At 67.4% G+C, this 24643-nt stretch carries 22 protein-coding genes; 12 read left to right on the forward strand and 10 right to left on the reverse strand.

Features of this window, described 5'->3' with window-relative positions; all coding sequences use genetic code 11:
- Positions 1-104: 104 nt before the first annotated feature.
- A complete protein-coding gene (egtB, locus tag AC1VV3_RS22390) occupies positions 105-1409 on the forward strand; it encodes an ergothioneine biosynthesis protein EgtB (RefSeq protein ID WP_482962544.1) in 1305 nt (434 codons plus the stop codon).
- Position 1410: 1 nt separating this feature from the next.
- On the forward strand, positions 1411-2421 hold the full coding sequence (gene egtD, locus AC1VV3_RS22395) for an L-histidine N(alpha)-methyltransferase (protein WP_482962545.1): 1011 nt from the start codon (positions 1411-1413) through the stop codon (positions 2419-2421).
- Positions 2422-2427: 6 nt separating this feature from the next.
- Here egtD and AC1VV3_RS22400 read toward each other — a convergent pair whose 3' ends face one another.
- A complete protein-coding gene (locus AC1VV3_RS22400; protein ID WP_482962546.1) occupies positions 2428-3858 on the reverse strand; it encodes an ATP-binding protein in 1431 nt (476 codons plus the stop codon).
- Positions 3858-4631, reverse strand: a complete 774-nt coding sequence (locus tag AC1VV3_RS22405) for a response regulator (RefSeq protein ID WP_482962547.1) — start codon at positions 4629-4631, stop codon at positions 3858-3860. Before AC1VV3_RS22405 ends, AC1VV3_RS22400 begins: the two co-directional genes overlap by 1 nt.
- A 213-nt stretch (positions 4632-4844) precedes the next feature.
- Between AC1VV3_RS22405 and AC1VV3_RS22410 the strand changes: the two genes are divergently transcribed.
- From AC1VV3_RS22410 to AC1VV3_RS22430, 5 genes are all read left to right on the forward strand, one after another.
- Positions 4845-6134, forward strand: a complete 1290-nt coding sequence (locus AC1VV3_RS22410; RefSeq protein ID WP_482962548.1) for a glycosyltransferase family 4 protein — start codon at positions 4845-4847, stop codon at positions 6132-6134.
- An 84-nt stretch (positions 6135-6218) separates the two neighbouring features.
- Positions 6219-6851, forward strand: a complete 633-nt coding sequence (locus AC1VV3_RS22415) for a DedA family protein (protein WP_482962549.1) — start codon at positions 6219-6221, stop codon at positions 6849-6851.
- Between the two features lie 47 nt (positions 6852-6898).
- A complete protein-coding gene (locus AC1VV3_RS22420; RefSeq protein WP_482962550.1) occupies positions 6899-7678 on the forward strand; it encodes a hypothetical protein in 780 nt (259 codons plus the stop codon).
- Between the two features lie 125 nt (positions 7679-7803).
- On the forward strand, positions 7804-8088 hold the full coding sequence (locus tag AC1VV3_RS22425; RefSeq protein WP_132267766.1) for a hypothetical protein: 285 nt from the start codon (positions 7804-7806) through the stop codon (positions 8086-8088).
- A gap of 58 nt (positions 8089-8146) precedes the next feature.
- On the forward strand, positions 8147-8728 hold the full coding sequence (locus AC1VV3_RS22430) for a DedA family protein (RefSeq protein WP_482962551.1): 582 nt from the start codon (positions 8147-8149) through the stop codon (positions 8726-8728).
- A 10-nt stretch (positions 8729-8738) separates the two neighbouring features.
- Here the strand turns inward: AC1VV3_RS22430 and AC1VV3_RS22435 are convergent, their stop codons facing one another.
- The 3 genes from AC1VV3_RS22435 to AC1VV3_RS22445 form a co-directional block, all read right to left on the reverse strand.
- Entirely contained in the window at positions 8739-11123 is a 2385-nt protein-coding gene (locus AC1VV3_RS22435) for an adenosylcobalamin-dependent ribonucleoside-diphosphate reductase (RefSeq protein WP_482962552.1), read from the reverse strand.
- Positions 11124-11494: 371 nt separating this feature from the next.
- The gene (locus AC1VV3_RS22440; protein WP_482962553.1) at positions 11495-12064 is read right to left on the reverse strand and encodes a TetR/AcrR family transcriptional regulator; all 570 of its coding nucleotides are present in this window, start codon (positions 12062-12064) and stop codon (positions 11495-11497) included.
- 141 nt (positions 12065-12205) lie between these two features.
- Complete coding sequence (locus AC1VV3_RS22445) at positions 12206-12955, reverse strand: siderophore-interacting protein (RefSeq protein ID WP_132267773.1); 750 nt, start codon at positions 12953-12955, stop codon at positions 12206-12208.
- Positions 12956-13150: 195 nt separating this feature from the next.
- On the opposite strand from AC1VV3_RS22445, the gene AC1VV3_RS22450 reads away from it, so the two are divergent.
- The 4 genes from AC1VV3_RS22450 (at position 13151) to AC1VV3_RS22465 (ending at position 16159) form a co-directional block, all read left to right on the forward strand.
- Positions 13151-13555 carry a DUF1622 domain-containing protein gene (locus AC1VV3_RS22450; RefSeq protein ID WP_431567910.1) on the forward strand — a complete coding sequence of 135 codons (405 nt, stop codon included), beginning with the start codon at positions 13151-13153 and terminating at the stop codon, positions 13553-13555.
- A 26-nt stretch (positions 13556-13581) separates the two neighbouring features.
- Complete coding sequence (locus AC1VV3_RS22455) at positions 13582-13977, forward strand: YidH family protein (protein WP_132267775.1); 396 nt, start codon at positions 13582-13584, stop codon at positions 13975-13977.
- 88 nt (positions 13978-14065) lie between these two features.
- Complete coding sequence (locus AC1VV3_RS22460; RefSeq protein ID WP_482962554.1) at positions 14066-14986, forward strand: bestrophin-like domain; 921 nt, start codon at positions 14066-14068, stop codon at positions 14984-14986.
- 270 nt (positions 14987-15256) lie between these two features.
- A complete protein-coding gene (locus tag AC1VV3_RS22465; RefSeq protein WP_431567908.1) occupies positions 15257-16159 on the forward strand; it encodes an outer membrane beta-barrel protein in 903 nt (300 codons plus the stop codon).
- A gap of 102 nt (positions 16160-16261) precedes the next feature.
- Here AC1VV3_RS22465 and AC1VV3_RS22470 read toward each other — a convergent pair whose 3' ends face one another.
- The 3 genes from AC1VV3_RS22470 to AC1VV3_RS22480 all read right to left on the reverse strand — a co-directional run bounded on the left by AC1VV3_RS22470 (position 16262) and on the right by AC1VV3_RS22480 (position 18622).
- Positions 16262-16855, reverse strand: coding sequence for a hypothetical protein (locus AC1VV3_RS22470; protein ID WP_465127323.1), 594 nt, complete (start codon positions 16853-16855; stop codon positions 16262-16264).
- Positions 16852-17682 (reverse strand): DUF2092 domain-containing protein, encoded by an 831-nt coding sequence (locus tag AC1VV3_RS22475; protein WP_314467498.1) that lies wholly within the window; start codon positions 17680-17682, stop codon positions 16852-16854. Before AC1VV3_RS22475 ends, AC1VV3_RS22470 begins: the two co-directional genes overlap by 4 nt.
- A 121-nt stretch (positions 17683-17803) precedes the next feature.
- The gene (locus AC1VV3_RS22480; RefSeq protein ID WP_482962555.1) at positions 17804-18622 is read right to left on the reverse strand and encodes a hypothetical protein; all 819 of its coding nucleotides are present in this window, start codon (positions 18620-18622) and stop codon (positions 17804-17806) included.
- 414 nt (positions 18623-19036) lie between these two features.
- Between AC1VV3_RS22480 and AC1VV3_RS22485 the strand changes: the two genes are divergently transcribed.
- The gene (locus AC1VV3_RS22485; protein ID WP_431567804.1) at positions 19037-21358 is read left to right on the forward strand and encodes an arylsulfatase; all 2322 of its coding nucleotides are present in this window, start codon (positions 19037-19039) and stop codon (positions 21356-21358) included.
- A 166-nt stretch (positions 21359-21524) separates the two neighbouring features.
- Here the strand turns inward: AC1VV3_RS22485 and AC1VV3_RS22490 are convergent, their stop codons facing one another.
- The gene (locus AC1VV3_RS22490) at positions 21525-22775 is read right to left on the reverse strand and encodes a BamA/TamA family outer membrane protein (RefSeq protein ID WP_431567805.1); all 1251 of its coding nucleotides are present in this window, start codon (positions 22773-22775) and stop codon (positions 21525-21527) included.
- 99 nt (positions 22776-22874) lie between these two features.
- Positions 22875-24611, reverse strand: coding sequence for a ShlB/FhaC/HecB family hemolysin secretion/activation protein (locus AC1VV3_RS22495; protein ID WP_482962556.1), 1737 nt, complete (start codon positions 24609-24611; stop codon positions 22875-22877).
- Between the last annotated feature and the right edge of the window lie 32 nt (positions 24612-24643).

A 24643-nucleotide genomic window follows, 5' to 3' on the forward strand; every position in this document is an offset into this window, starting at 1 on the left:
CCCGAGCACTACCTACGACATACCTTCGTTTCGTGAGCGCTGGACTTCTTTTCCGGCGCTGGCGGACATGAGGCGTGCCCACGCGGGTAGCGGAAGGAGAGACGATGAAGGAACAGTCGAGCCGTGCGAACGTGCGCCCCGCCCTCTCTCCCGGGGATATGGCCGACAGATTCCAGCGAACCCGCCATCTCAGCCGCGATCTGGTGCAGGGGCTGAACGAGGCCGACGCCGCCGTCCAGTCCATGCCCGATGCCTCGCCCGCCAAGTGGCATCTCGCGCATACGACCTGGTTCTTCGAGACTTTCCTCCTGCGCGACCATGTGCCCGGCTATCGCCTTCACGATCCGCGCTGGCCCTTCCTGTTCAACAGCTATTACGAGGCCGAAGGCGCCCGCCTTGCCCGGCCCGAGCGCGGCCTGCTGACGCGGCCCACGCTGGCAGACGTGCTGGACTATCGCGCCCATGTGGAAGCCGCCATGCTGGAGGCCATGCCCCTCCTGCTGGAACGCCACGGCGAGTTGGTGGAACTGGGCATCCAGCACGAGCAGCAACACCAGGAACTGCTGCTGACCGACATCAAGCACCTGTTTTCACGCAATCCGCTCGGCCCCGCTTATGCGGCTCCCTCCCCGCCGGCCTCCACGCCGGCCCGCAGCGCCCCGCTGCGCTGGATCGAAGGGCCAGAGGGGCTGGCGGAGATCGGGGCCGGCCCAGACGAGCGCTTCGCGTTCGACAACGAACTGCCGCGCCACCCCGCCTGGCTCGCCCCCCATGCCCTGGCCAACCGCCCGGTGACCAATGGCGAATGGATCGAGTTCATCGCCGACCAGGGCTACGGCACGGCCGCGCTCTGGCTATCGGATGGCTGGGACTGGGTGCGTGGCGCCGCAGAAGGCCTCGAAACCGTCTCAGCGCCGCTCTACTGGCGCGGCGGCGGACGGCAGTGGGAACAGTTCACGCTGGCGGGCTGGCAGGACGTCGATCCCGAAGCCCCGGTGACGCATATCTCCTTCTACGAAGCCGATGCTTTCGCGACATGGGCCGGCGCCCGCCTGCCCACCGAGCACGAATGGGAAGCCGCTGCGCGTGGCCGCGATCCTCTTGGCGGCCTGCAACTGGACCGGGCTGGCCCCGCAGCGCCCCGTGCGGAAGAGGAAGTGGACGGCTTCGCCTCGCTCTACGGCAATGTCTGGGAGTGGACCGGATCGGCCTATCGCCCCTGGCCCGGCTATCGCCCGGCAGCGGGCGCCGTGGGCGAATACAACGGCAAGTTCATGTCCAGCCAGTTCGTGCTGCGCGGCGGCAGCTGCGCCACCCCGCGCGGCCATGTCCGCCCTTCCTACCGCAACTTCTTCCACCCCCACCAGCGCTGGCAGTTCACCGGACTTCGCCTCGCAAGGAGCCTCTGACATGTATTTCACGGCCCCCAGGAACGACGAGAATCCGACTGTCCGTCCCCTTGCCAGAGCGCCCGAGGCAGATCCCGCCTTCCGCGCCGACGTGCTGCGCGGTCTTGCGCAAACGCAAAAAGCGGTGCCCGCGCGCTGGTTCTACGACATGCGCGGATCGCAACTGTTCGAAGCGATCACCCAGGTCCCCGAATACTACCCCACCCGCACCGAAACCGCGCTGCTGCAGGCCCATTGCCCCGCTGTGGCGGAGCGCATCGGCAGCGATGCCACGGTGGTGGAATTCGGATCGGGCAGCTCGATCAAGACGCGCATCCTGCTGAAATCCATGCCGCGTGCGACATATGTGCCGGTCGACATCTGCGGCGAATTCCTGGACGAGGCCTGCGCCGCGCTCCAGGGCCTGTTCCCCGCGCTGCGCATCGTGCCGGTGGAAGCGAACTTCATGAACCCCGTCCACCTGCCGCTGCGGCAGGATGGCGAGGCGCGCAGCATGCTGGGCTTCTTCCCCGGATCGACCATCGGCAACCTCACCCCGGAAGCCGCCGTGGACCTGCTGCGCTCCATGCGCGAGACGCTGGGCACGAATGCCCACCTGCTGATCGGCATCGACCGGGTGAAAGACCCGCAGCGGCTGACCGCCGCCTATGACGATGCTCAGGGGGTTACGGCCCTGTTCAACCTCAACTTGCTCCAGCGCATCAACCGCGAGCTGCGCGGCTCGATCCCGGTCGGGGAATTCCGCCATGTATCGCGCTGGAATCCGCTGGCCAGCCGTGTCGAGATGCATCTGGAAGCCCGCCGCGCGATCCGCTTCGAGGTGGACGGCCAGCCCTTCCGCATGGAAGGCGGCGAAACCATCCACACCGAGAATTGCCACAAGTACCGCCCCGGGGAAATGCGCGTACTGCTGGCCGCCAGCGGTTGGCGCGAACTGGAGCACTGGACCGACCCGCAGGGCGATTTCTCGCTGATCCTGGCCAAGGCCGATGGAGCCCGTCAGGAGCCCTGACGGCCATCATGCAGGGCGGCGTGCGCGGTTGTTCCGCGCATGTCCGTCGCTCCTGCGACCCCTTGCGCAGTCCTGATCCCTCTCAGCCCCGCCGCGCGGCGCCGTCGGCACTGGGTGGAAGCGCATGCGGAACACGGTGCCGTGCGGGCGGTTCTCGGCGGCCTCCAGATTGCCGCCGGTCCGCGCCATGAGTTCGCTGGCGATGGCCAGCCCCAGCCCCGACCCGCTCTTGAAGTCGCGCCGCGCCGAGGAGAAGCGCGCGAAGAGTTCGTCACCGGCGGCGACGGGCGGCAGGCCCGGTCCGTCATCGGCCACGCGGATTTCGGCGGCGGGATCCACGGTCACCACCACATGCGTTCCGGCGGGCGTGTGCTTCATGGCGTTTTCCAGCAGGGAATCGAGCGCACGCGCGGCTAGGTGGTGCGCGGCGAAGACGGGCACGCTTTCGGCGCCGACGATCTCGATCTCCTGCCCGCGGGCGATGAACAGAGGCGCAATTCCCGCCACGCGTTCTTCCGCCAAAGCGCGCAGATCCGTCACTTCGCCGGGGTCGCAGGCCATGGCGTCCACTTCCGCCAGCAGCAGCAGCCGTTCCACCATGGCCTCCAGCGCGTCGATCTGCCGTTGCAGCCGGGGCACCGCCTCGGGCGCACCGTCCTGCTCCACCAACAAGCGCAGGATCGCTAGCGGGGTGCGCAGTTCGTGGGCCGCATCCGCCGCGAAGTCGCGTTCGATGCGATAGGCTTCCTCGACCCTGTCGAGCGCGGCATTGATCGCCTGGAGCAGCGGCACGACTTCCTCGGGCATGCCCGCCGTGTCCACCCGCTGCTGGAGCTGATAGGGCGAGACTTGCCCCACTTGCCGCGAGGCCCGCTTGAGCGGCGCCAGCGACTGGCGCACGATATAGGCGTCCACCGCCAGCAGCCCCACCAGGAACACGGCCAGCAGCACCCCGCCCACCACCGCGATATCGGCGCGCAGGTCGTCGAAGATCACGTCCGGATGGTCGAGGTTCTGCACGATCACCAGCCAGCTGCCCCGCTCGCCCATCAGCGGCATGGAGACGCCGGAATAGATCCGCGGCCCGCGCACCCGCTTGAAATAGGCCGCACCCGCCCGCATCGGCACTGACAGCGAAGGGTCAGAGCGCAAGTTCTCGATGGCGACGGGCCGCCCCTCGTCCTCGATCCAGAAACTGAAGCTGGAGCCGCCGCCGCGCAGGGCCGAGGCGGTTTCCTCCGAGATCGTCCAGCCGCCCCCCTGCCGGTGGAGCCCGTGCTGCATCTTCTGGGCATATTCGTCCAGGATCTGGCGTTGCAGCCGGTCCCCCGTGCTGTCGATCAGCAGCATCGCGCCCCAGGCCGCCAGGACCGCCGTGACCAGCGTGGCCGCCGCATGGAGCAACAGGATGCGGCGCAGGATCGAATGGGTGGGCATCAGGGCGCCGGATCGGGGGCCGGATGGGTGGCCGGATCGGGGGCCGAGACTTCAGGTGCCGCTTCCGGCAGCCCCACAGGCAACGCTTCCGGCGCGGCGCGCAGCAGGTAGCCCAGGCCGCGCACCGTCACGATCTCCACGCTCGCCTCCAGCGCCGTCAGCCGCTTGCGCAGCCGGTGCACGCTGACTTCGGCGGCATTGGAGGAGAATTCCTCGCCAAGGCCGAAGAACACGGATTCGATCTGGGTCTTGCGCACCACTTTGTCTCGCTGGCGCATCAGCAGGTCGAGCAACTGGACCTCGCGCGGGGCCAGGACGATGCTGGAAACCTCTCCGTTCCGTCCCACCCGCACCGTTTGCGAGGCCACGTCGTAGCGCAAGCGGCCGCAGGCGATCTCGCTGCCGTTCTCGCCCATGGAGCGGCGCAGCAGCGCGGCCACGCGGGCGATCAGTTCCTCCGCAGCAAAGGGCTTGGGCAGGTAATCGTCGGCCCCGGCATTGAGCCCGGCGACCCGGTCGGCAATGGCCGAACGCGCGGTCAGCACCAGCACCGGCAGGTAATGGCCGGCAGCCCGCAGCGAGCGGAGCAGGGCGATGCCGTCCTGGTCGGGCAGGCCAAGGTCGAGAAGCAGCGCGGCGTGGTTGCCCGCCTCCACCAGGATGCGCGCCTCTTCCGCGGTGGCGACGATATCGTTGCCGAAGCCCCCGTCGCGAAGGTGCATGCCGATCAGCTCGGCCAGCTCGGCATTGTCCTCGACGATCAGCAGCCGCATGGCGCGCCTTCGGGGAGCCGCGGGGCGGGAGTGATCGGAGTGCCAGTCATCCCCCCATCTATCGCGGGGATGGAACCGGCGCGCAACAGACATGCGCCCCTGCGCACATCCTCTCACGCACCGGCAGGCTGTAAGGTTGCGGTAAGCCAAGGCGGAATAGCGCGGCGCCGAGCGGCGGGCGGAACGGACCGCGCCGCAAATCGAAACCAGGACATGAAGCCGCAAGTCGAAATCGCGCCCGAAGAACGCCCGTCCCTGCCACGCCCCCTTCCCCCCCGCGCGCCCGCTTCCAGCCGGCGCCCGCGCGTCGCGCTCTTTTCGGGAAACTACAACTACGTCCGCGACGGCGCGAACCAGGCGCTCAACCGGCTGGTCGGCTATCTGGAGCGGCGCGGCTGCACCGTGCGCGTCTATTCGCCGACGGCGCCCGCCCCCGCCTTCGCGCCCGAAGGAACGCTGATATCGGTCCCTTCGGTGAGGATCCCGGGGCGCGGCGACTATCGGCTGGGGCTGGGCCTGCCGCGCCGCATCCGCGCCAATCTGGCCGAGTTCGCGCCGGAGATCGTCCATGTCTCCGCGCCCGACTGGACCGGCACCGCTGCCCAGCGCCTGGCGCGGCAGGCCGGCATCCCGGTCGTCTCCAGCCTGCACACCCGCTTCGAGACTTATGCCGCTTTCTACGGCGCAGGCCTCGTGCGCCCGGCGATGGAGCGGCACCTCGCGCGCTTCTACCGCAATTCGGATCGCATCCTGGTGCCCACCCCCGCCATCGCCGCGGAATTTGCCGAGGCCGGGCTGGCCGGTCGCACGCGGCTCTGGGGACGCGGGGTGGACCGCACGCAGTTCACGCCGCATGCGCGCGACCTGGGCTGGCGCCGCGCGATGGGCGTGGCCGAAGGCGAAGTGGCCGTGCTCCATTTCGGCCGCCTGGTGCGCGAAAAGGGCCTGGCCGCCTTCGTCGCGCTCTGCCGCCGCCTGATCGCGGAGGGCCTGCCGGTCCGCCCGCTGATCGTGGGAGACGGCCCCGAGCGCGCCTGGCTGGAGCAGAAGCTGCCCCAGGCCCGTTTCGCCGGCCACCTCATGGGCGCAGAGCTAGGCCGCGCCGTGGCCAGCGCCGACTTGTTCCTCAATCCCAGCACGACCGAGGCTTTCGGCAACGTCACACTGGAGGCCATGGCCTCGGGCCTGCCCACCGTCTGCGTCGACATGCCGAGCGGGCGCAACCTGCTGGAGGGCGGCTCCGGCCTGCTCTACGCTCCCGGCGACGAGGAGGGCGCTCTGGATGCCCTGCGCCTGCTGGTGAGCGACAGCCGCCGCCGTGCCCGGATGGGCGCTTTCGCGCGCGAGGCGAGCAAGGCCTACGACTGGGACGCCGCCTCGCACCAGGTGCTGGCCTGCTACATGGACGTTCTCGGGCGCAGCCTCTCCCCGGCTGACACTTGCCCCGCCGCCCCCTGCTCTGCCGAACCATGCCCCGCCGAAGCCCTGAGCCGCGCCGCGTGAGCGTAGCGCCGAACTTTGTCTCTGGGGGGCGTTCTCCCCGCGGTTTCGGCACCCGCCCTGATCCGGGCGGGGCCTGACCCTGCCATGGAAGGCATGATCGACCAGGCCAGCGCCTTCGTATCGGCCCACGGCATCTGGGCCGGGCCGGTGGTGGGTGTGCTCTGCTTCGGGGAGTCGCTGGCCATCGTCGGCCTGTTCGTGCCGGCCACCGCCGTCATGCTGGCGATCGGCGGCCTCATCGGCGCCGATGCGCTGGAAGCCTGGCCGATCTTCCTCTGGGCCGTGGCAGGATCGATCCTGGGGGACTGGGTCTCCTACGCTTTCGGCAACCGCATCGGCCCGCGCGTCTATCGCCGCTGGCCGCTGAACCGCCACCGTCCGGCCGTGGCGCGCACCCGGCTGTTCTTCCGCAAATACGGGTTCGCGGCGATCTTCATGGGCCGCTTCCTCGGCCCGATCCGCGCGACGGTGCCGCTGGTGGCCGGCGTTCTGGCCATGCCCCGGCGGCCTTTCCAGATCGCCAACGTCACTTCGGCCTGCCTCTGGGTGCCGCTGATGTTCGCCCCCGGCTACCTCGCCGCCGGACCGCTGGGCGCGGCGCTGGCGATCGATGAGGGCAAGCTGCTGCTGGGCGGACTGGCCCTGGCGGCCACGGCAATGGGGCTGACCTTGCTCGGATCGCGGCTGCTGGGACGGCGGCGGCGGCGCAAGGCGTGACAATTCGGCATGAGACCAATGGACGGGGTGATGGAATGGACAGGACGATGACCGCAGCGGTTTCCCGCAAGACTGCAATTCTCGGCGCCGCTGCTGGCACGGCGCTGGCCGCGCTGCTGGCGGGCTGCAGTGCGCCGAAAGTGGCCGAAGTGCCGCCGCCCCCGCCGCCGCCCGTGGTGGTGGTGCCGCCGCGCCCGATGCCGCCGATGGGCGCCTCTCCCAGCATGGCCATTCCCGCCCGCGCCGCCGACGGCGCGCGCCATACCGTCAACAGCGCGCTCTCCCCGGCGCAGGCGATCTGGAACTTGCGCTCCGCCTACAACGTGGCGGCGCTCAACTGCACCGGGGCCGATGGTGCGCCGATCCTGGCGGGGTACACCGAGTTCCAGAAGAAGTACGCCAAGTCCCTGGCGGCCACCAACAAGACGCTCGACAAGGAATTTCGCGCCCGCTTCGGCGCCAAGGCCATTCGCGAACGCGAGGCCTACCAGACGCAGGTCTACAACTTCTTCGCGCTGCCGCCGGTAGTGCCCTCGCTTTGCCGCGCCGCGCTGGAGCTGACGGGCTCGCTTCAAGCCGTGACCCCGGCCCAGCTCGAAGGCTTCGCGCCCTCGGCCCTGGCCAGTGCCGAGGCCCCGTTCCGCGCCTTCTTCGACAGCTATGAGCAATACCGCAGCGATCTGGCCGCCTGGGAAGCGCAATATGGCGCCGCCCGCGCCGAAGGCATCGAGAGCGCCGACGGTGCCCAGACGGCAACGGAATCCGCAGACAGGCCTGGCCCGGCAAGTGTCGCCCTAATGAAAATACCTGTGAAAAACACCCTGTAAGGATGCCGTAAGCGCGGCTAGGATAGGCCTGCGTGGTCGATCCCGTGCAAAGCGCCGGGAACGCCCGCGGGGGCACACTAGGACGAAACGGCGTGGTAGATCACGAGCTTATTTCAACGGCATGCGTGCCGGCAACCGAAGGCTATTATCTCTCCACCGAGACCCGCAAGGGCCGTGAGCGCACGGATTCGGCGGAGATGGACCAGGTCCTGGCCTGGCGGATCGACACCTTCAAGGTGAAGGGCGATACGGTGCCGATGTCCACGATCACGCCGATCACCATCAACGGCAGCATGGATACGGTGGAATTCGCCATGCTTCGTCCGGACGGCGTGGTCGAATATCCCGACGGCGCCTCCATCGCCGTCGGCGCGGGTGCACGCCTGCGGGTGGTGGAAGACAAGCTCTGACCGGCATGCCCCCGATGGATGCCGCCCCGGCGCGCGTCCGGTAGGGCACATACCCGCAATGTCCATAGCGGCGCTGATCGCCCGGTTCGGCCTTCCCGCCGTGGCACTGGGCGCGGCGGTGGAGGGCGAGACGGTGGTCATGACCGGCGGTCTCATCGCGCACCAGGGCCTGATGCCGCTTTCGAGCGTCATGGCCGCCGCCGCCATCGGCTCTTTCGTGGCGGACCAGTTCTTCTTCCTGCTCGGCCGCCGCTTCCGCATGCACAGGCTGGTGCGCAAAGTCACCGAACGGAAGGCATTCGCCCGCGTGCTCAAGCTGCTGGAGCGCTATCCCACCGGCTTCATCCTGGCCTTCCGCTTCCTCTACGGCTTGCGCACGATCAGCCCCATCGCCATCGGCACCTCGAACATCCCTGCCCGCCGCTTCGTGGCGCTCAACGCGCTGGCGGCGGCGGTATGGGGCGTGGTGATCGCCGGGATCGGCTACAGCTTCGGACAGGTCGTGGAGTTGGCTTTCGGCCACCTCCGGCGCTTCGGCCACGTCGCGCTGGCTGTCTTCGCGCTCGTGGCCGTCGCTACCGCGCTGACCCTGCTGTTCCGGCGCCGGCTCAGCCGGGCCATCGATACGGACGAGACCTAGGGTCAGGACCTCACCCGCATTTGCTGAAGCCGCATTGCGGGCAGGTGAGGCAGCCCTCCATCATGATCGCGGAGTGCTCGCCGCAGTTCGGGCAGGTCTCTCCGGCAACCCCCGTGTCGTTCGCCGCCGCGGGCGCCCCGACCGGGCCTTCCGCGTGTTCGCGCAGGATGCGGCCGATCAGCGCGATCAGGCTGGGGGCGTAGCGACCCTTAGTATCGTGCTCCAGAGCCACGAAAGCCCCGCCCTTGGCCGAATGGACGCGCTCCAGTTCCTCGAAGATGAACACCGCGTCGCCCCGGCGGCAGACCGCCGAGAGGGTGCGGGTGAGTGCCGCCATCGTCTCGAAATTCTCGGCCGAACTGGTGTTGATGAAGATTTCGAAGGGAATGCGGCGGCCGTCCGGCGCGAGGTAATCGTTGATGGTGAGGTAGTAGTTCTCGCCATCGACCGGCCACTTGATCTTGATCGTGCGGCCCTGAAGCATTTCCGGGCGCTTGGGCACCGGCGCCTCGCTGGGGAATGTCGGCGCCGGCGCTGCAGGCTTGGCCGTTTCCCCGGCCGTTTCCTTCACCTGTTCCGCCACCGGCTCTGACAGCACGGAACCTCGCACGCCGCTGGGCCGGTACGTGGTGCATCCCTTCATGCCGGTCTCCCAGGCCTTCAGGTAGACCGCGCGGAACGCCGCGTAGGGCATGTCCGCCGGGCAGTTGATCGTCTTGGAGATCGCCGCGTCCACCCATTTCTGCGCGGCGGCGGCCACGGCGATATGATCCTCCACCGAGAGTTCCAGCGCGGTCACCATGTAGGGCGGCAGCGGCGCGGCCGGATCGAAGCCCGGCAGGCGGCTGTAGAGGTACCAGCCGTAGTCCTCGACAGTGAAGCTTTCCGTGCGCTGCTCGGTGGCGGTCTGCTCCACCACGACGGCGCGGTTGTAGCGCCAGGAGAAGCTCGGCTCGATGCCGGAGCTGACATTGCCGTAGAAGATGCTGGTGGTGCCGGTGGGCGCGATGGTGAGCAGCACGCCGTTGCGGATCCCGTGGCTGGCCACGTCGGCGCGGATGTCCGCGGGGAGCTTGTCCAGCATCGGCGCACGGGCGAACTGGTCCCGGTCATAGGCGGGGAACGGCCCGCGCTCCTTCGCCAGCGCGATCGAGGCGCGATAGGCTTCTGCCGCCATCGCCGCGCAGACTTCCTCCACCATCGGCACGGCAGCCTCGCCATAGCGCAGGCCCAACTGCTGGAGCAGATTGCCCAGGCCGGTGAAGCCCAGCCCGATGCGGCGCTTGGCCTGCGCCTCCAGCCGCTGGTCCTCGGTGGGGAAGGGCGAGGTTTCCAGCACGTTGTCGAGGAAGCGGACGCCGATCCGCACGGTTCTGGCCAGCCGCTCCCAGTCCACCCGCGCAGCGGCAGTGAAGGGATCGAGCACCATGTTGGCGAGGTTGACGTGGCCCAGATCGCAATCGCCGTTGGGCGGCAGGGGCTGCTCGCCGCAAGGGTTGGTGGCCGAGATCGTCTCGCAGTAGGAAAGGTTGTTGAGCCGGTTCACCCGGTCCACGAAGACCACGCCCGGCTCGGCATATTCGTAAGTCGTGCGGGTGATGAGGTCGAACAGTTCCGCCGCGCGCATACGGCGATAGACGTACCACGGCTTGCCGTCGCGCTCGGTGACGGCGACATGGCTGCCGTCCGCGCGGGGCACGGAGAAGCCCAGGTCCCAGTCCGCATCGGCTTCCAGCGCGGCCATGAAATCGTCAGTGATCGCCACCGAGACGTTGAAGTTCTTCAGCACGTCCTTGCGCGTCTTGGCTTCCACGAAGGCGATCACGTCCGGGTGCCAGACCGGCAGCATGGCCATCATCGCGCCGCGCCGCGATCCGCTGCTGCGGATCGTCACGCACATGCCGTCCCACATGACCATGAACGGGATCACGCCCGAGGAGACCGAGGCCGTGCGGCCCACCACCGCGCCGTCGGGGCGGATCGTGCCGAAGTCCATGCCGATGCCGCCGCCCTGCTGCTGCGTGAAGGCGGCCACTTTCAAGGCGTCCATGATGCCCACGCCCGGCAGGTCCGGCTCGGTATCCATCGAATCCTGGATGATCGGACTGACGAAGCAGTTGATCCAGGTCACCCGCTTGCCGGTGCCCGCGCCCGCGAAGATGCGGCCACCGGGCACCCAGTCGCGCGCCTCCAGCGCCGCCAGCGCCTCGGCCGCCTGGGCGGCATCGTCCCGGGCATAGACGCCCGCCACCACGCGCCGGAAGGTGTCGGACGGGCTCTGCTCATCGGCGTGCCGGTACTTCTCCTTCCAGACGTGCAGGGTGACGGGCTGGTCGAGGGGGCCGGAGGAAGTCAGGCCTGAAGCACTGGGAGCGGACGAGGTCGGGGCGGGCATGGCGGTTCCTTGTCGTGATCTGTCGGCCAGAAATCGGTCCGGGCAGATCGGGTGGATGGGCGGCGGGCACGCCTGCAGGCGCGCCGAAGCCTCGGCCGTCACCAGGGTAACGGCCGCGGAGCGGTTTTGGTTGTCGGTATCGAGAGCTTGCGCGTCAGGCGCCGGGCGGAGCGCGCTCGCAGGTCTGCGGAGACCTGGGCGACGTTCGCGCCTTGGGGACGCGTCTCATCGGGGCGCGAAGCGGCGCCTGGGCAGCGATCATGGCGGCAACCTCCGCCGCACCCGGCCATCCGGACACGACGGGATTCAGGATACCGGGCGGTTTCCCGATTACAACCCTTGCGGGAAACTTTCGTGGTGGAGCAGGGGCCTTAGCCGGGAAGCAGGGGCGGCAGCGCCAGCCGCACGAGGTCTCCGGCGCGGGGTGCGGACACGAAGGTCAGGGCCGGGGCGAAGGCGATCTCGAACAGCAGCGCGCCAAGCTGCTCGGGCGCGGCCCGGCACCCCGGGAAACGGCCGAGCAGATAGCTGCCGAGCTTGCGCCACTGCCCGCGCACGATCTCTTCCTGTTGGCGCAGCGAGTCCTTGCCCTGGGCCACGCGGGCATGTTCCAGAATGGTCAGCGACCATCCCCCAAACCGCGAGCGCTCATCGGCCCAATCTGCCAGAATGGTCACGATTTCCGCCGTTTCCTCGGCCTTTTCCAGCCGTGCCAGCAATTCCCGGAGGTTCTCCTCGCTTTCCGATTCCAGCACGGCCAGGAAGATCGCTTCCTTGCCCTCGAAATTGGAATAGACCGCGCCCTTGCTGTAGCCCGCCGCTTCGGCGATGCGGTCTACCGAGGTCACGGCATAGCCGTCGCGCCGGAACAGCTCGCGCGCCGATTTCAGCAGCCGCAGGCGCGTGAGCGCCTGGCTTTCACTCCGCGTCAGCCGCGTCATATGCCCACTTCTCCTGTCGGTCCGCCTCGTTCGGACGGCCTGGCGTTTCTTGCCGAAGCGGGCCGTCTGCGCGGCCCGCTTCGGGATACTAATCGGTATTCAAAGAGGCGCCGCGCCTTGCCCGCAGCGGCGCCCTGGGGATCAACTTTCGAACTTCTCCGTCGTGTCCGCCGCACCCTTCACCCAGTAACCGCTGGCCTTGAGCCACTGCGGCACATGGCCCAGTTCCTCCAGCACATAAGTGCGCAGCGCCCGCGTCACGGCGCCTTCCGCGGCGATCCAGATGAAACCGTCGCCCGCGGGCGGCACGAACTGGCGCAGGGCTTCCAGCAGCGGTTCGGCATCGATGGCCTGCGCGGCCGGGCGGTGCACCCAGATGGCCTCGTGCTGCGCGGCGGTTGCGAATACCTGCTCTTCTTCCGCCCCTGTCACGGCGACCAGGCTGGTTACGGGGGTTCCGGGCGCGAGTTCCTCGATCCGGCGACCGATGGCGGGCAGTGCGGTCTCGTCTCCCACCAGCAGCCACCAGTCGAAGTCCTGCGGCACCACCAGCGAACCGCGCGGACCGCCGATGCGCGCCTCGTCGCCCACTTTCGCGCCCGAAGCCCAGGCGGTGACCGGCCCTGCCTCGTGAATCGCGAAGTCTACGATCAACGCATTGTTTTCCGCGTCGTAGCGGCGCGGCGTGTAGTCGCGCATGGCGGTTTCGCCGTTTTCTCCTTCGGGCACGAAGACCTTGATATGATCGTCAGGCGCGAGGCTGGTGAAACCGGCCAGCTCGTCCCCGCTCAGGGTAAGCCGCAACATGTTCGGCGTGACGTTCTCGACCCGGCTGACCACGAGCGTGCGGCGGTGCAGTTCGTGGCGGACGCGGTTGATCTGGTGCTTCATGGGCTCTCCTGCGAGCGGTTGGCGCGAATGGGCGCGCTCCCTTCCCGCCTTTCAGATACTCACTGGTATCCCTGTTCGCAAGGGCCCACAGCCCTCGCTTCGGGGAGCCGCCGCCGCTTTTGCCGGGGATTCTCCCGATGGGCAAAGGCCGCCCGAACGGAACATCCTCCCAGGGTCCGAAGAAGGGGCCTGTCGATGGAAGACATTCTGCATAGCATAGCCGAATACCTGGCGCTGGGGGTGAACCTGCTGGCGATGCTGGCCATTGCCATCGGTTCGATCCAGGGCGCCATCGGCCTGTCGCGCCTGCTGCTGTTCAACGGTTCCGAAGAGGAACTGGGCCCGGTCTGGCTTTCGCTCGGGCGCTGGCTGGTGGCCGGGCTGACGTTCCAGCTTGCCGCAGACATCGTGGAAACCACGATCGCACCCAACTGGGACGCCATCGGCAAGCTGGCCGCCATCGCCGTCCTCAGGACGCTGCTGAACTATTTCCTGGACCGCGACATGGATGCGCTCCGCGAGCGGGCCGAGCGCCGGGCCGAGGCGATGCGGGACGCTGCCGAGGCGCGTGCCGCGACAATGGGAACCGCCGCCCCCTGATCGGGTCCTACACGGGAGATGCCTTGATGGCCACGACGCAACCTGCCCAGGGAGAAACGCCCGAACTACCGGGCGACCTGGGCGCAATCCGCACGATCCTGGCGGCAGACCGCACGCTGATGGCGTGGATCCGCACTTCGCTGTCGATGCTCAGCTTCGGCTTCACGATCTACAAATTTCTCCAGAGTCTGGCGGACAACGCCCAGATCACCCGTACCGACAGCCCGCAGCATGTCGGCATGTTCCTGGCGGCGGCGGGTACCGGCGCCATGCTGCTGGGCACGGCCAGCTACTGGATCACCCTGCGCGACGTCGCCCGCGTCGAGCCTTTCAAGCTCGGCCGCTCCGTGCTGCTGGTGGCTTTCGTGATGTCCGTGGCAGGCCTGTTCCTTTTCACCGCCATCGCCACGCGACTGGTGTGAGCACCGGCCCGATTTCCCGCCCCGCTGCCCCATCGCTTGCCGCCCCACCTCTCGCCGCCCCATCTATCGCCCAACGGAGCCTGTCATGATGCCCATAACCAGTCCGCTTGCCTCGGTCCCCATCGTCATCCTGGGGCTCGTGCTCCTTGCCGTGGTGGTCGGCCTGACATGGCTGGGCATGAGGCTGGGAACCCGGATCGAAGGGGCGCGCCGCTCTACCACGGTCAGTGCCGATCCCCGCATGCCGGGTGCGGCCACCACCTCCGCGAAAGCCGGGGCCGACGATCCGGGCGACGATGTGAACAGCGCGATCGTACCGGCCGTGCTGGGCCTGCTGGCCCTGCTGCTGGGCTTCACCTTCGCTCTGGCGGTGGACCGTTTCGAAACGCGCAGGGGCCTGGTGCTGGAAGAAGCCAACGCCATCGGCACGGCCTATCTCCAGACGCAGATCCTGCCCGACCCGCACCGTGCCCGCCTGAGCGCGCTGCTGACCCGCTATACCGATAACCGCATAGCCCTGGCCGGAGACCCGACGCCGGAGCAGCTGCGCAACGAGCTGGCGGAGAACAACCGCATCGTCAACGACATCTGGTCCGCCACCCTGGCCGGGTTCGACAGCATCCGCCAGTACGATATGTCCAGCACTTTCGTGTCCTCGATCAACGCGGTGATAGACCTCGATACTTCGCGCAAGACCGGTCGCATGGCCCATGTGCCCGAGGAAGTGTTCTGGGTGCTGATCGTCTACGTGCTGATCGCCGCCTTCATCATCGGCTACATCATCCGCACCCGCGCGAGCTTCTACTTGTCCTGCGTGATGAACCTGCTGGTGGTCATGTCACTCATGCTGATCATGGACATCGACCGGCCGGCATCGGGCGGCATCCGGGAATCGCAGTTCCCCATGCTGCTGCTCAGCCAGTCCATGCGCGGCGAATCCCGCGCCGATTTCGACCGCTGGCGGACCGTGCCGGGGGTGCTGCCGGCCACGCAGCCTGCGCCGCAGTAGATGCCGTGCCGGGCGCTCTCGACTTCCCCGGCGCCTGCCCCGGCCGGAACCGCGTCTCCTTGGGTGCAGGAGTAGGGGTTTCCCTGATGCCTGCCTCGGGATTGGCCCGGATACGCGGGACTCGGCGGCGCCCATATCCTTGCAGGCATATCCTTCGGGAAAACCACGAATTGAGAGCCCGTCACCCGGGTTCTCCCCGCCTTTTCGAAGACCTCATTCACTTTGGGCCGCCTGCCATCGATACCAGGCCGCCTCTGACAGGAGCAGACCATGGAAGCCCAGATTTCCGACGTGGTTCCGACACTCCGCCGAGGTTCCGGACAAAGCGCGCCTGAGCGGATGCGGCCCGCCCGCAACAGACGGCGGATCGCCCTGCTGGCATCGGCCTGTGCCGCACTGGGGCTCCACGCCCCCGCCTCGGCCCAGACGCTGGACAACAAGTACTGGGTCAGCGCCATGGCGTTCTTCCCCAAAGTCGATACCGACGTGCGCGTGGCCACCAAGACCCAGGCGGACATCGGCACGGACATCGATTTCGAAAAGGACTTGGCGCTCGACAAGGACGAGATCCTGCCCTCCTTCACGGCCGGTGCACGCTTCGGCCGGGTGGTCGTGGGCGCTGACTTCTACAAGCTCAACCGCAATGGCCAGATCGGCCTGGCGCGCGACATCTCGTTCGACGGCGTCGTCTATCCCGCCACTGCCCAGGTGCGCAGCGGCTTCGACAGCGAGATCTACCGCCTCACCGTGGGCTATGCCTTCGTGCAGAACTCCACGGTGGAACTGGGCGCCGCGATCGGCGCGCACGTCACCCGGTTCGAGATGTCGCTCAGCGGCGTCGGCACCGTGGGCGGCGTGACCGGCCAGAGCGAAGTCCGCCGCCGCAACGTGCTGGCACCGCTCCCCACGATCGGCGCCTTCGTGACGTACAAGGTCGCCCCGCGGGTGGAGCTGAACGGCCGGTTCGACTGGCTTTCGCTCAAGATCGACGATTACGACGGCCGCCTGCTCAACGCCCAGGTCGGCGCCAACTACGCGGTGGCGAAGAACCTCCAGCTGGGGGTGGCCTATCGCTATGTCGACTACCGCCTGGGGATCGACAAGGAGCGCTGGGACGGCCGCGTGCGCTACAAGCTCTATGGCCCGGCGGTGCTGCTCCAGGCCTCGTTCTGATCGCATTGCCGGTAACGAGAAAGGCGGCGGACCGGATCGGTCCGCCGCCTTTCCCTTGCGTCCAGCGTCTGCGCGCCGACGAGCGCCGGCGCGCCGGTCCCCTCAGCGCGGAGGATTGACCACGACGTACTGGACGGACGATCCCGAATACTGCGGCTGATACCAGGTGCTGCCGCATTGGGAGTAGCTGACGCCGTTGACGATCGTCGTGGTGCAGCTGGGCGGCACGCTGCGGACGATGGAGCCGACCACCGCCGCGGTCGTGGCGGCAACCGCCATCGTCGCCACCGGGTGCCAGTGATCGTCCCAATCGTCCCAGTCGTCGTGATAACCACCGTGATAGTCGCCATGGACGTTGACGTCGACATTGCGGTTCACGTTGCGATTGACGTTCCGGTTCACGTTGCGATCGGCGCTGTGGTTGATGTTGGTGGAGGCCCCGCCGCGCACCGGCGGACGGCCGCCGGAGCGGGGCGCGGCGGCACGCGCTCCGCCGCCGCCACCGGCAGGCCGCGCGTGGGCACCGCCGCCTGCGGGACGGCGCTGGCCGCCACCCGGCGCAAGCTGCGCCTCACTTCCCGACACGGCCGATGCCGGCAGCATGTCCGGCCCTGCCAGCGACGCGGCCGAGACCCCGTCCAGCCCCAATGCGAGTCCGGCCACGAGCGCCAGAGGCGCGGAGACGATCAGGCTCACTGCCCTTCTCCCTTGGTTGCGGCGGCATTGACGTCCGCCATGGTGATACGATGTGCGTTCGCTGGCGGGGTGAAGGCCAGGTCGGCCGTGCCCGGCGTCACTTGCGTGTCCCAGTGCAATACGGCGACATATTGCGGCATGGCGGGATCGTCCTTGTTGGTGATGACCAGCTTGCAGGGCAGCGGCCGGGCGCCGTCCTCGATCCAGATCTGCCAGTCCACTTTCTCCTGGCGGAAGGCATAGTGCATGCACTTGCGGTCATCGATCGTCTCCGGCCGCACGACCATGGCCTCCTTCACGCGCGAACGCAGGGTCTGGTCGGTGCCCCAGGTGAAGAAGTCGGCCAGGGGCAGCTCGATGCCGTAGTCGCGCTTGGCCTTGTCGATGGTCAGGCCGATCGAGGAGGCCGCCGGGAAGTCCGCGTAGAAGCCCACGCGCGGGGCGAAGATCGTGAAGGTCTTGCCGTCGTAGTACATCTCGCGAAGCTGGGTGTCGGAATCCGTGACGATCTTGAAGGCATTGGGCCGCTTCGCCAGGATGTTCACCTTGCCGCCGAACTGGATCTTCTGGCCGGTGACCAGAACCTGCTCGGTGGTGGCGTCCGCCGTGACGCGGAAGCTGCCGAGAGTCAGCAGGAAGGCGCTCATGCGGTCCATGGCCTGCATGGCGGCGGGGTCGATGGGGCTGGAGGCGGCATCCGCGGAAGCGGCCTGCGCCCGGGCGGAAGGCGCCACCGGCCCGCATAGCGCCCCTATCCCCGCCAATGCCATCGCGGTCGCCATGAGCGCCGCCTTCCGTGTCGGGCCGATTGAGCCGGAACGTGCCATATAGTCTCTCCTCTAAGGTCGCCCGACGGGCGGCTATGACTATCTGCCCGCGCCGCCAGCCGCCCCATCGGGATTAATGCCGAGTTCGCGCAGGATTGATCCGCCTGTCCGGGAATCCGCCTTATTCGGGGAACAGCAGGGTCATCACGAAGCGGGCGCCCCACTCCGGGCCGAAGCGCGGCCGCTCGGCATAGTAGCGCGCGCCCACGCCCAGGCTGACCGGCTGCTTGCCGAACTTCACCACATGGCTGACCGAAAGGTTCACCGGAACCGTCCAGTCCTTGGACTTCCAGTCGTAGCTCGTCTCGGTGTTGAGGGCGAAGCTGGTGGAATCGGGCAGGGTCTTGGTGATGAAAGGCTGGAGGAAGGTCTGGCTGATCCCCGGCGCGGAAGACTTGCCGGCGAATGACCAGAGGTGATTGGCCAGGAAGCCGAACGTCAGCCCCCCGCCCTGCTTCAACAGCACTGCGGTCGGCCCGGCGCCGAACTTGTCCGACCCGAAAGTGGCATTGCCGGTGGGCCAGAGAATGGCCGGGCCGACCCCCCAGACCACGCCGTTTTTCGCCGCCTTGGGCGAAAGGAAGAAGCTCTGCAGGGTATCGCCGAGGCCGGTGTCGCCCTTGCCGCCGCGTACGGTGGTCTCCTGGCTGATGACCGGCAGGATCGTGCGGGTGATGAGGTTCCAGTCCTTCGTGATGCCCAGCGGGATCACCGGCTGGATGTTCAGGGTATAGCGGTCCCCGTCCGCCGGGCCGTAGCAGCAGTCGTAATTGGACTGGAGCGGCACCGAGATCAGGCTGGAGATCGGGTTCGCCAGCTTGTCCGCCAGCGCCTGCCCTTCGGAAGCGGCACCGGCCGAAGCGGCATCCTGCTCCTGCGCGTGAGCGGCAGCGCAAGTTCCCGCCAGCAACAGGGCAGCGAGTGTCGCGGCGAATCTCATCTGGTCGTTCTCCCTCGATGGACCGGCCCGCCCGGTCAGGGCCCAATACGGGCCAGCACCGGGCCAGCCCCCGGGCCAATACCGGCACGCTCGCCCGTCCCCGGGGCCGGGGCTATGGGCGATTTCCTTGCCTTTGCGGGGGGACAATTCCCGAGACCGGCCCGGGAGCGGCTCCTGAATGGGCCGGACCCATCGCCATGTCAGGGAATCGCCTGGGTCTTTCGCGGGAGAGTCCCGATGGGTGCCGCCACGGGGATCGGGTACCCGATAGGGCGTGACGCGCCGAAGGAGCCGCCGAACCGCCGATACGGTGCGTCACAAATTCATGTCCGGCCGAACTTTCGCGGCCCGGAAGGCGCGCGAGCGCGGCATAAACCCAACCCGAAATGCCGACCGAAATGAAGGAGACTGGCCGTGGCCCAGAAGGAATTCAAAGGCGTCATCAAGCTCGACATTCGCGATTCGAAAGCGGACTGGGAGCCATTCCTGCCGCCCAAGGCGCCGGAAGGGGCACCGAACGTCCTGATCGTGCTTTACGATGATACCGGCCAGGCGGCATGGCAGCCTTATGGCGGCGCCATCAACATGCCCACGCTGCAGAAGCTGGCCGACAACGGCCTGACCTACACGCAGTGGCACACCACCGCGCTGTGTTCGCCCACCCGCTCGTGCTTCCTGACGGGCCGCAACCACCACCTCAACGGCATGTCCTGCATTACCGAGGCGTCGAACGGCTTCCCGGGCTGGAGCGGCCGCGTGCCGGAAAACTGCATGTCGATCGGCCAGATGCTGCAGGGCAACGGCTACAGCACCTACTGGCTGGGCAAGGACCACAACGTGCCCGAACAGGACATCTGCTCCGGCGGGCCGAAGTCGGAATGGCCGCTGCAGAAGGGCTTCGACCGGTACTACGGCTTCCTCGGCGGTGAGACCAACAACTGGTATCCCGACCTGGTCGAGGACAACAAGTTCATCGACCAGCCCTACCTGCCCGAGGACGGCTACCACTTGTCCAAGGACCTGGTGGACCAGGCCATGCAGATGATCCGCGACCAGAAGGCCAGCAACCCCTCCAAGCCCTGGTTCATGTGGCTCTGCCCCGGCGCCAACCATGCCCCGCACCATTCCCCTAAGGAATATGCCGACAAGTACAAGGGCAAGTTCGACGACGGTTACGACGCCTATCGCAAGTGGGTCGTGCCCCGGATGATCGAGAAGGGCCTGCTGCCGGCCGGCACCAAGCTGGAAGATTTCAACCCGGTTCGCGAAGACCAGGCCAACCCCGGCGACTACGTGCGCCCGTGGGAGGAACTGAGCGCGGACGAAAAGCGCCTCTTCTCGCGCATGGCCGAAGTCTATGCCGGCATGTCGGAATATACCGATGTGCAGGTGGGCCGCCTGATCGACTACCTCGAACAGAGCGGGCAGCTGGACAACACCATCGTCCTCTACTGCTCCGACAACGGCGCATCGGGCGAAGGCGGTCCCAACGGCTCGGTGAACGAGAACAAGTTCTTCAACAACTATCCCGACTCGGTCGAAGAGAACCTCAAGTATCTCGACGTGCTGGGCGGGCCGGAAACCTACAACCACTATCCCACCGGCTGGGCGGCGGCCTTCTCGGCGCCGTACAAGATGTTCAAGCGCTATTCGGAATATGCCGGGGGCACCGCCTGCCCGATGGTCATTTCCTGGCCCAAGGGCATCAAGGCCAAGGGCGAAGTGCGCAACCAGTACCACCACGCGGTGGACCTGGTGCCCACGCTGCTCGAATGCATCGGCATCCAGATGCCCGAAACCCATCACGGCGTGAAGCAGCACCCGCTGTCCGGCGTGTCGATGAAGTACAGCTTCGAGGCCGACGGCGCGACGCAGAAGAAGCGCCAGTACTACGCCATGCTCGGCACCCGCGGCATCTGGGAAGACGGCTGGAAGGCCGCCGCGATCCATGCCCCGCTGACCGGCAAGGGCCACTTCGACCAGGACGATTGGGAACTCTACAACGTCGACGAGGATCGCTCGGAATCGGTCGACCTTGCCAAGGAGCATCCCGAAAAGCTGCAGGCCCTGATCAAGGCCTGGTTCGAGGAAGCCGATGCCAACAACGTGCTTCCGCTTGACGACCGCAGCGCGGCCGAAGTGCTGGGCACCGAACGTCCCTCCACCGAGCCGCCGCGTGAACGCTACGTCTACTATCCGGGCACCGCGCCCGTACCGGAAGGCGTTGCCGTGAACGTGCGTGGGCGCAACTACAAGATCATCGCCGATGTCGAAGTGACCGACAGCACCGAAGGCGTGATCTTCGCGCATGGCTCACGCTTCGGCGGGCACTCGCTGTTCATCAAGGACGGCAAGCTGCACTACGTCTACAACTTCCTGGGCATCAAGCCCGAGCAGAAGTTCGTCTCGGACAAGCTCACTCCCGGCAAGTATTCGCTGGGCATGGAGTTCATCCGCGAGAAGGCGGGCGAATACGGAGAATCGCTGGGCAAGACCACGCTCTACGTCAACGAACAGGCCGTGGACTCGGGCGACATGAAGACCCAGCTCGGCAAGTTCACGCTCTCCGGTGACGGCCTGTGCATCGGGCGCGACAGCGGCGATGCGGTCAGCGAGGAATACGCCTCGCCGGGTGAGTTCAAGAACGGCACGATCTTCGGCGTCGGCGTATCGGTCGAGAAGGAACAGTATCTCGATCTCGAAAAGCTGGCGGCGGCGGCGATGGCGGTCGACTGACCCTTCGCGATCGATCGGATCGAAGGATGGATGGGAGCCTTGCGCTCCCATCCATTTTTTTGTGCCCGCCATCCGGCGTGCTGCGACTGGAGCGAGACTGTCCGAAGGGCGCGCGGCCGCATTCGGCGCGAATGGCTATCCGAAAAAGAAGCCGAGCCGGCCCCGGTCAATCCAGGTTGAATGCCCAGGCGTGGCCGAACTGGAGGTAGAACACCGCGCCCGAGGGACCATAGGCCACATCGATACCGGCATCGAGACCCAGCTTTCGGGCGATCCGATAGCGGAAGCCGCCCCCGCCGGCGATCTTTGCGCCGGAATTGTCGAAGATCCGCGCCCCGCCCGCATCGGTGAAGCCCAGCCCCGCAAAGCCCAGCAGCGCCCAGCGGGGGCTGATCTGGCGGGTTATTTCCAGTTCCGTGCTCACGGCCGTCTCGCCCTGGTAGCGCCGCGCCTCGATACCCCGCAAGTTGATCGAGGACGCGAAGTAGACCGGATAGTGCCCCCGGATCGCATCGACTTCCACTTTCGCCCCCAACCGCCATTCGGGCGAGAGCTTGTGGAAGCCGTAGCCGTGCACGTCGTAGATCTGGAAGTCCCGGTCGCTGCCGAAAGCGCCGTCGTTGAACTTGCCTTCGGCGTAGATGTTCAGGCCCTCGGTGGGGGTCATGGCATTGTCGCGGCTGTCGAAATGGACCCCAAACCCGAGCGCGCCGGTCTTGAGCTTGCGCTCGAAGTCGGAGAAGCGCTCGGGCAGATCCTCGATGTCGAGGTCTATGCGCGAGTGCAGCTTGCGGAAATCGAACAGCGGTCCGAGCGAGAAGCGCGAATCCGCCAGGTGCAGCCGCACCGAGGCGAGCGCGCCGTAATCGTACTTGTTGGTATATTCGAGGCCGGACGGCAGGATGTCCGGATAGGCCTTCAGCGTCACTTTGCCGCGCCCCACGCCGAACTTGTAGCTGACCCGGTCATCGAAAGCCGACCCGGACTGGAAATAGCCGTAGCCATAGGAGCCGTTGCCGGTCTTCACCGCCCCCAGCATCCGGCGCGTGGTGCGCTTGGGATCGTCCTTGTTCACGGTGATGAACTGCGCGACCACGCCGAAGCCGCCGTCCACCGCCGGCTCGGTGATGATGACCGGCATCGGGAAGAACCCGCCCTTTGCCAGGAAGTTGGAGAAATCGAGCTTGCCGTCGGTCTCGTCGAAGAAGTTGCGGTGAAACTTCGATTCCTTCTTCACCGGCGGCGTTTGCGAAGGGTCGGGGGGACCGACGGGCTCGGCGGAAGGCGTAGGCGGCGCGGGGACGGGCGCTGGAGGCGCCGGGGCGGGATCGCCCGCCTCCTGCGCCAGGGCGCCGGGCGCGGGCAAGGCAAGGGCCGCCAGGGCGGCGATCGAGAACGCGCGGGGGCTCAGTCTCATCGGCGCATGACTCCCTGTCGGACCATAAAATCCTGCAGGATCATCGGCAGAACCACCGCCGCCGGCCATCGGTAGAAGCCTGTAGAAACGCGCCTGAAGTTAGAACCCCACGGTGGCCATCACTGCCAGCCGGGTATCGCGGTCCCGCGCGAAGGGCGCCTTCTGCAGCTGGTGGCCCAGGTCCACTTCCAGGTCGAGGTAGCGGCCGAGCGTATAGTGGACTTTGCCGCCCACGCTCACCAGTTCGGCATTCTTGGGCGAATCCGGCAGGCGGCGCTGCTGCCAGACCTTGCCGTAATCGACGAAGAGGCCGAGCTGCATCTGGTCGGTCAGCGAACCGCTGCCGGAAATCACCGAGAAGGCCGGCGCATTGAGTTCGGTCTTGAGCAGGAAGCCCTCGCTGCCCAGCGCCGTATTGGGATCGTAGCCGCGCACGCTGCCGAGGCCGCCTGCCGCCAGTTGCTCGCTATAGGGCAGGTTGCTGGTGGCGAACTGCGCCATGCCGCGCAGCACCCAGCTCATGCGGTAGGGCAGCCAGGTGGTGCGGGTAACGGAAATGCGGTCATAGGCATAAGTCGCCTTGGCATAAGGCACCAGTTGCTGGAGATCGGCATCGTGGTTGTAGCGGGTCACCCCGCCGGGCGAGAACACCATCTGGTTCTCGATCACCGTCTGCCCCAGCCGGTCGTCCACGGTGCCGGTGAAGACCACCGGGAACTGGAAAACCTCCACCGCCGTGTCGAGCACGCGGAAGCCCAGGAACTCCAGGTTGTTGTCCGCCCGCTTGTAGTCGATGCCCAGCTGCATGCTGCTCCTGAGCGCGCCGCTGCGCGGCAGGTCGTGGACGAAGCGGGCGCTGACTTGCCCGGAATGGCCCTTGCTGTCGAACAGGTCGGCGATCTTCGGCTTCTGGGTGGCATAGGCGCCGAACACCAGCAGCTTGTCGTTCGGGGAGAGCGGAATGACGTCGCTGGCCGAATGCGAGGTATAGCGGCCCTCGAAGCTGCGGGTGAACTGGTAGGACAGGATCTGCCCGGTGCCCAGCACGTTGCCCCAGTTGAAACCGACGAACCATTCGTCCCTGCCGAGCGTGGCGACGCCCTGGTTGTCATAGCCGCCATAGACGCGCAGCGGCAGCCGGTCATGCGCTTCCAGCACCAGGTCGGTCGTGCCGGTGCCCCGGCCGGGCCGCAGCACCCCGTCCACGGTGAGGAAGGAGTTCTGGTTGTAATCGTCCAGCGCCTCGCGCAGGCGCGGCAGGGTGAGCACTTCCCCGGGATCGAGGTCGCTCATGCCGCGGATCAGCCGGGTGGAGAAATGGCGGTTGCCGGTCACTTCGATGGCGCCGACGCGGTATTCGGTGACGACCACCTGCACCACGCCGCTCTGCACGTTCTGCGGCGGCACGCTGACGTCCACGAAAGGATGCTCGGTGGCGCGGTAGGTATCCTGGACGATGCGGACCACGGCGTCGAGATCGGCGCGGGTCAGCGGTCGGCCGAGATAGGGGCGCACCGCCGCATCGAAGGCCGGACCGGCAAGCAGCGGCAGGCCGCGCACGGAAATGCCGCTTTCCGCACCCTCCGGGGCGATCCCGGCAGGTTGCAGCGCGCCCGGTCCATCGACGAAGACCAGCCCGCGCAACAGCGGCAGGATCGCCGTGGCGTCCGCAGGCGGCGGCGGGGTTTCGGGCGGCACGGGCACTTCGGGCGTGGCGGGGAGCGGCGGGGCCTTGGGCAGGCGCCGCTCGAAGTCCTGCGCCGCGGCCGTGGCGGGCAGCAGGGTGGCCCCGGTCAGCACGGCCACCCCGGCCAGAAGGGCGGCAGGCGCCGTCACGGCCCGCGCGGACCGGCTTCGCAATATCGTGG

Source organism: Novosphingobium sp. BL-S-34 (assembly GCF_056857015.1).

What these genes read in the sequence shown, in the direction of transcription:
- egtB (WP_482962544.1), top strand. Translation starts at nt 105, where the DNA reads ATGAAGGAACAGTCGAGCCGTGCGAACGTGCGCCCCGCCCTCTCTCCC.
- egtD (WP_482962545.1), top strand. Translation starts at nt 1,411, where the DNA reads ATGTATTTCACGGCCCCCAGGAACGACGAGAATCCGACTGTCCGTCCC.
- AC1VV3_RS22400 (WP_482962546.1), bottom strand. Translation starts at nt 3,858, where the DNA reads ATGCCCACCCATTCGATCCTGCGCCGCATCCTGTTGCTCCATGCGGCG.
- AC1VV3_RS22405 (WP_482962547.1), bottom strand. Translation starts at nt 4,631, where the DNA reads ATGCGGCTGCTGATCGTCGAGGACAATGCCGAGCTGGCCGAGCTGATC.
- AC1VV3_RS22410 (WP_482962548.1), top strand. Translation starts at nt 4,845, where the DNA reads ATGAAGCCGCAAGTCGAAATCGCGCCCGAAGAACGCCCGTCCCTGCCA.
- AC1VV3_RS22415 (WP_482962549.1), top strand. Translation starts at nt 6,219, where the DNA reads ATGGAAGGCATGATCGACCAGGCCAGCGCCTTCGTATCGGCCCACGGC.
- AC1VV3_RS22420 (WP_482962550.1), top strand. Translation starts at nt 6,899, where the DNA reads ATGACCGCAGCGGTTTCCCGCAAGACTGCAATTCTCGGCGCCGCTGCT.
- AC1VV3_RS22430 (WP_482962551.1), top strand. Translation starts at nt 8,147, where the DNA reads ATGTCCATAGCGGCGCTGATCGCCCGGTTCGGCCTTCCCGCCGTGGCA.
- AC1VV3_RS22435 (WP_482962552.1), bottom strand. Translation starts at nt 11,123, where the DNA reads ATGCCCGCCCCGACCTCGTCCGCTCCCAGTGCTTCAGGCCTGACTTCC.
- AC1VV3_RS22440 (WP_482962553.1), bottom strand. Translation starts at nt 12,064, where the DNA reads ATGACGCGGCTGACGCGGAGTGAAAGCCAGGCGCTCACGCGCCTGCGG.
- AC1VV3_RS22445 (WP_132267773.1), bottom strand. Translation starts at nt 12,955, where the DNA reads ATGAAGCACCAGATCAACCGCGTCCGCCACGAACTGCACCGCCGCACG.
- AC1VV3_RS22450 (WP_431567910.1), top strand. Translation starts at nt 13,151, where the DNA reads ATGGAAGACATTCTGCATAGCATAGCCGAATACCTGGCGCTGGGGGTG.
- AC1VV3_RS22455 (WP_132267775.1), top strand. Translation starts at nt 13,582, where the DNA reads ATGGCCACGACGCAACCTGCCCAGGGAGAAACGCCCGAACTACCGGGC.
- AC1VV3_RS22460 (WP_482962554.1), top strand. Translation starts at nt 14,066, where the DNA reads ATGCCCATAACCAGTCCGCTTGCCTCGGTCCCCATCGTCATCCTGGGG.
- AC1VV3_RS22465 (WP_431567908.1), top strand. Translation starts at nt 15,257, where the DNA reads ATGGAAGCCCAGATTTCCGACGTGGTTCCGACACTCCGCCGAGGTTCC.
- AC1VV3_RS22475 (WP_314467498.1), bottom strand. Translation starts at nt 17,682, where the DNA reads ATGGCACGTTCCGGCTCAATCGGCCCGACACGGAAGGCGGCGCTCATG.
- AC1VV3_RS22480 (WP_482962555.1), bottom strand. Translation starts at nt 18,622, where the DNA reads ATGAGATTCGCCGCGACACTCGCTGCCCTGTTGCTGGCGGGAACTTGC.
- AC1VV3_RS22490 (WP_431567805.1), bottom strand. Translation starts at nt 22,775, where the DNA reads ATGAGACTGAGCCCCCGCGCGTTCTCGATCGCCGCCCTGGCGGCCCTT.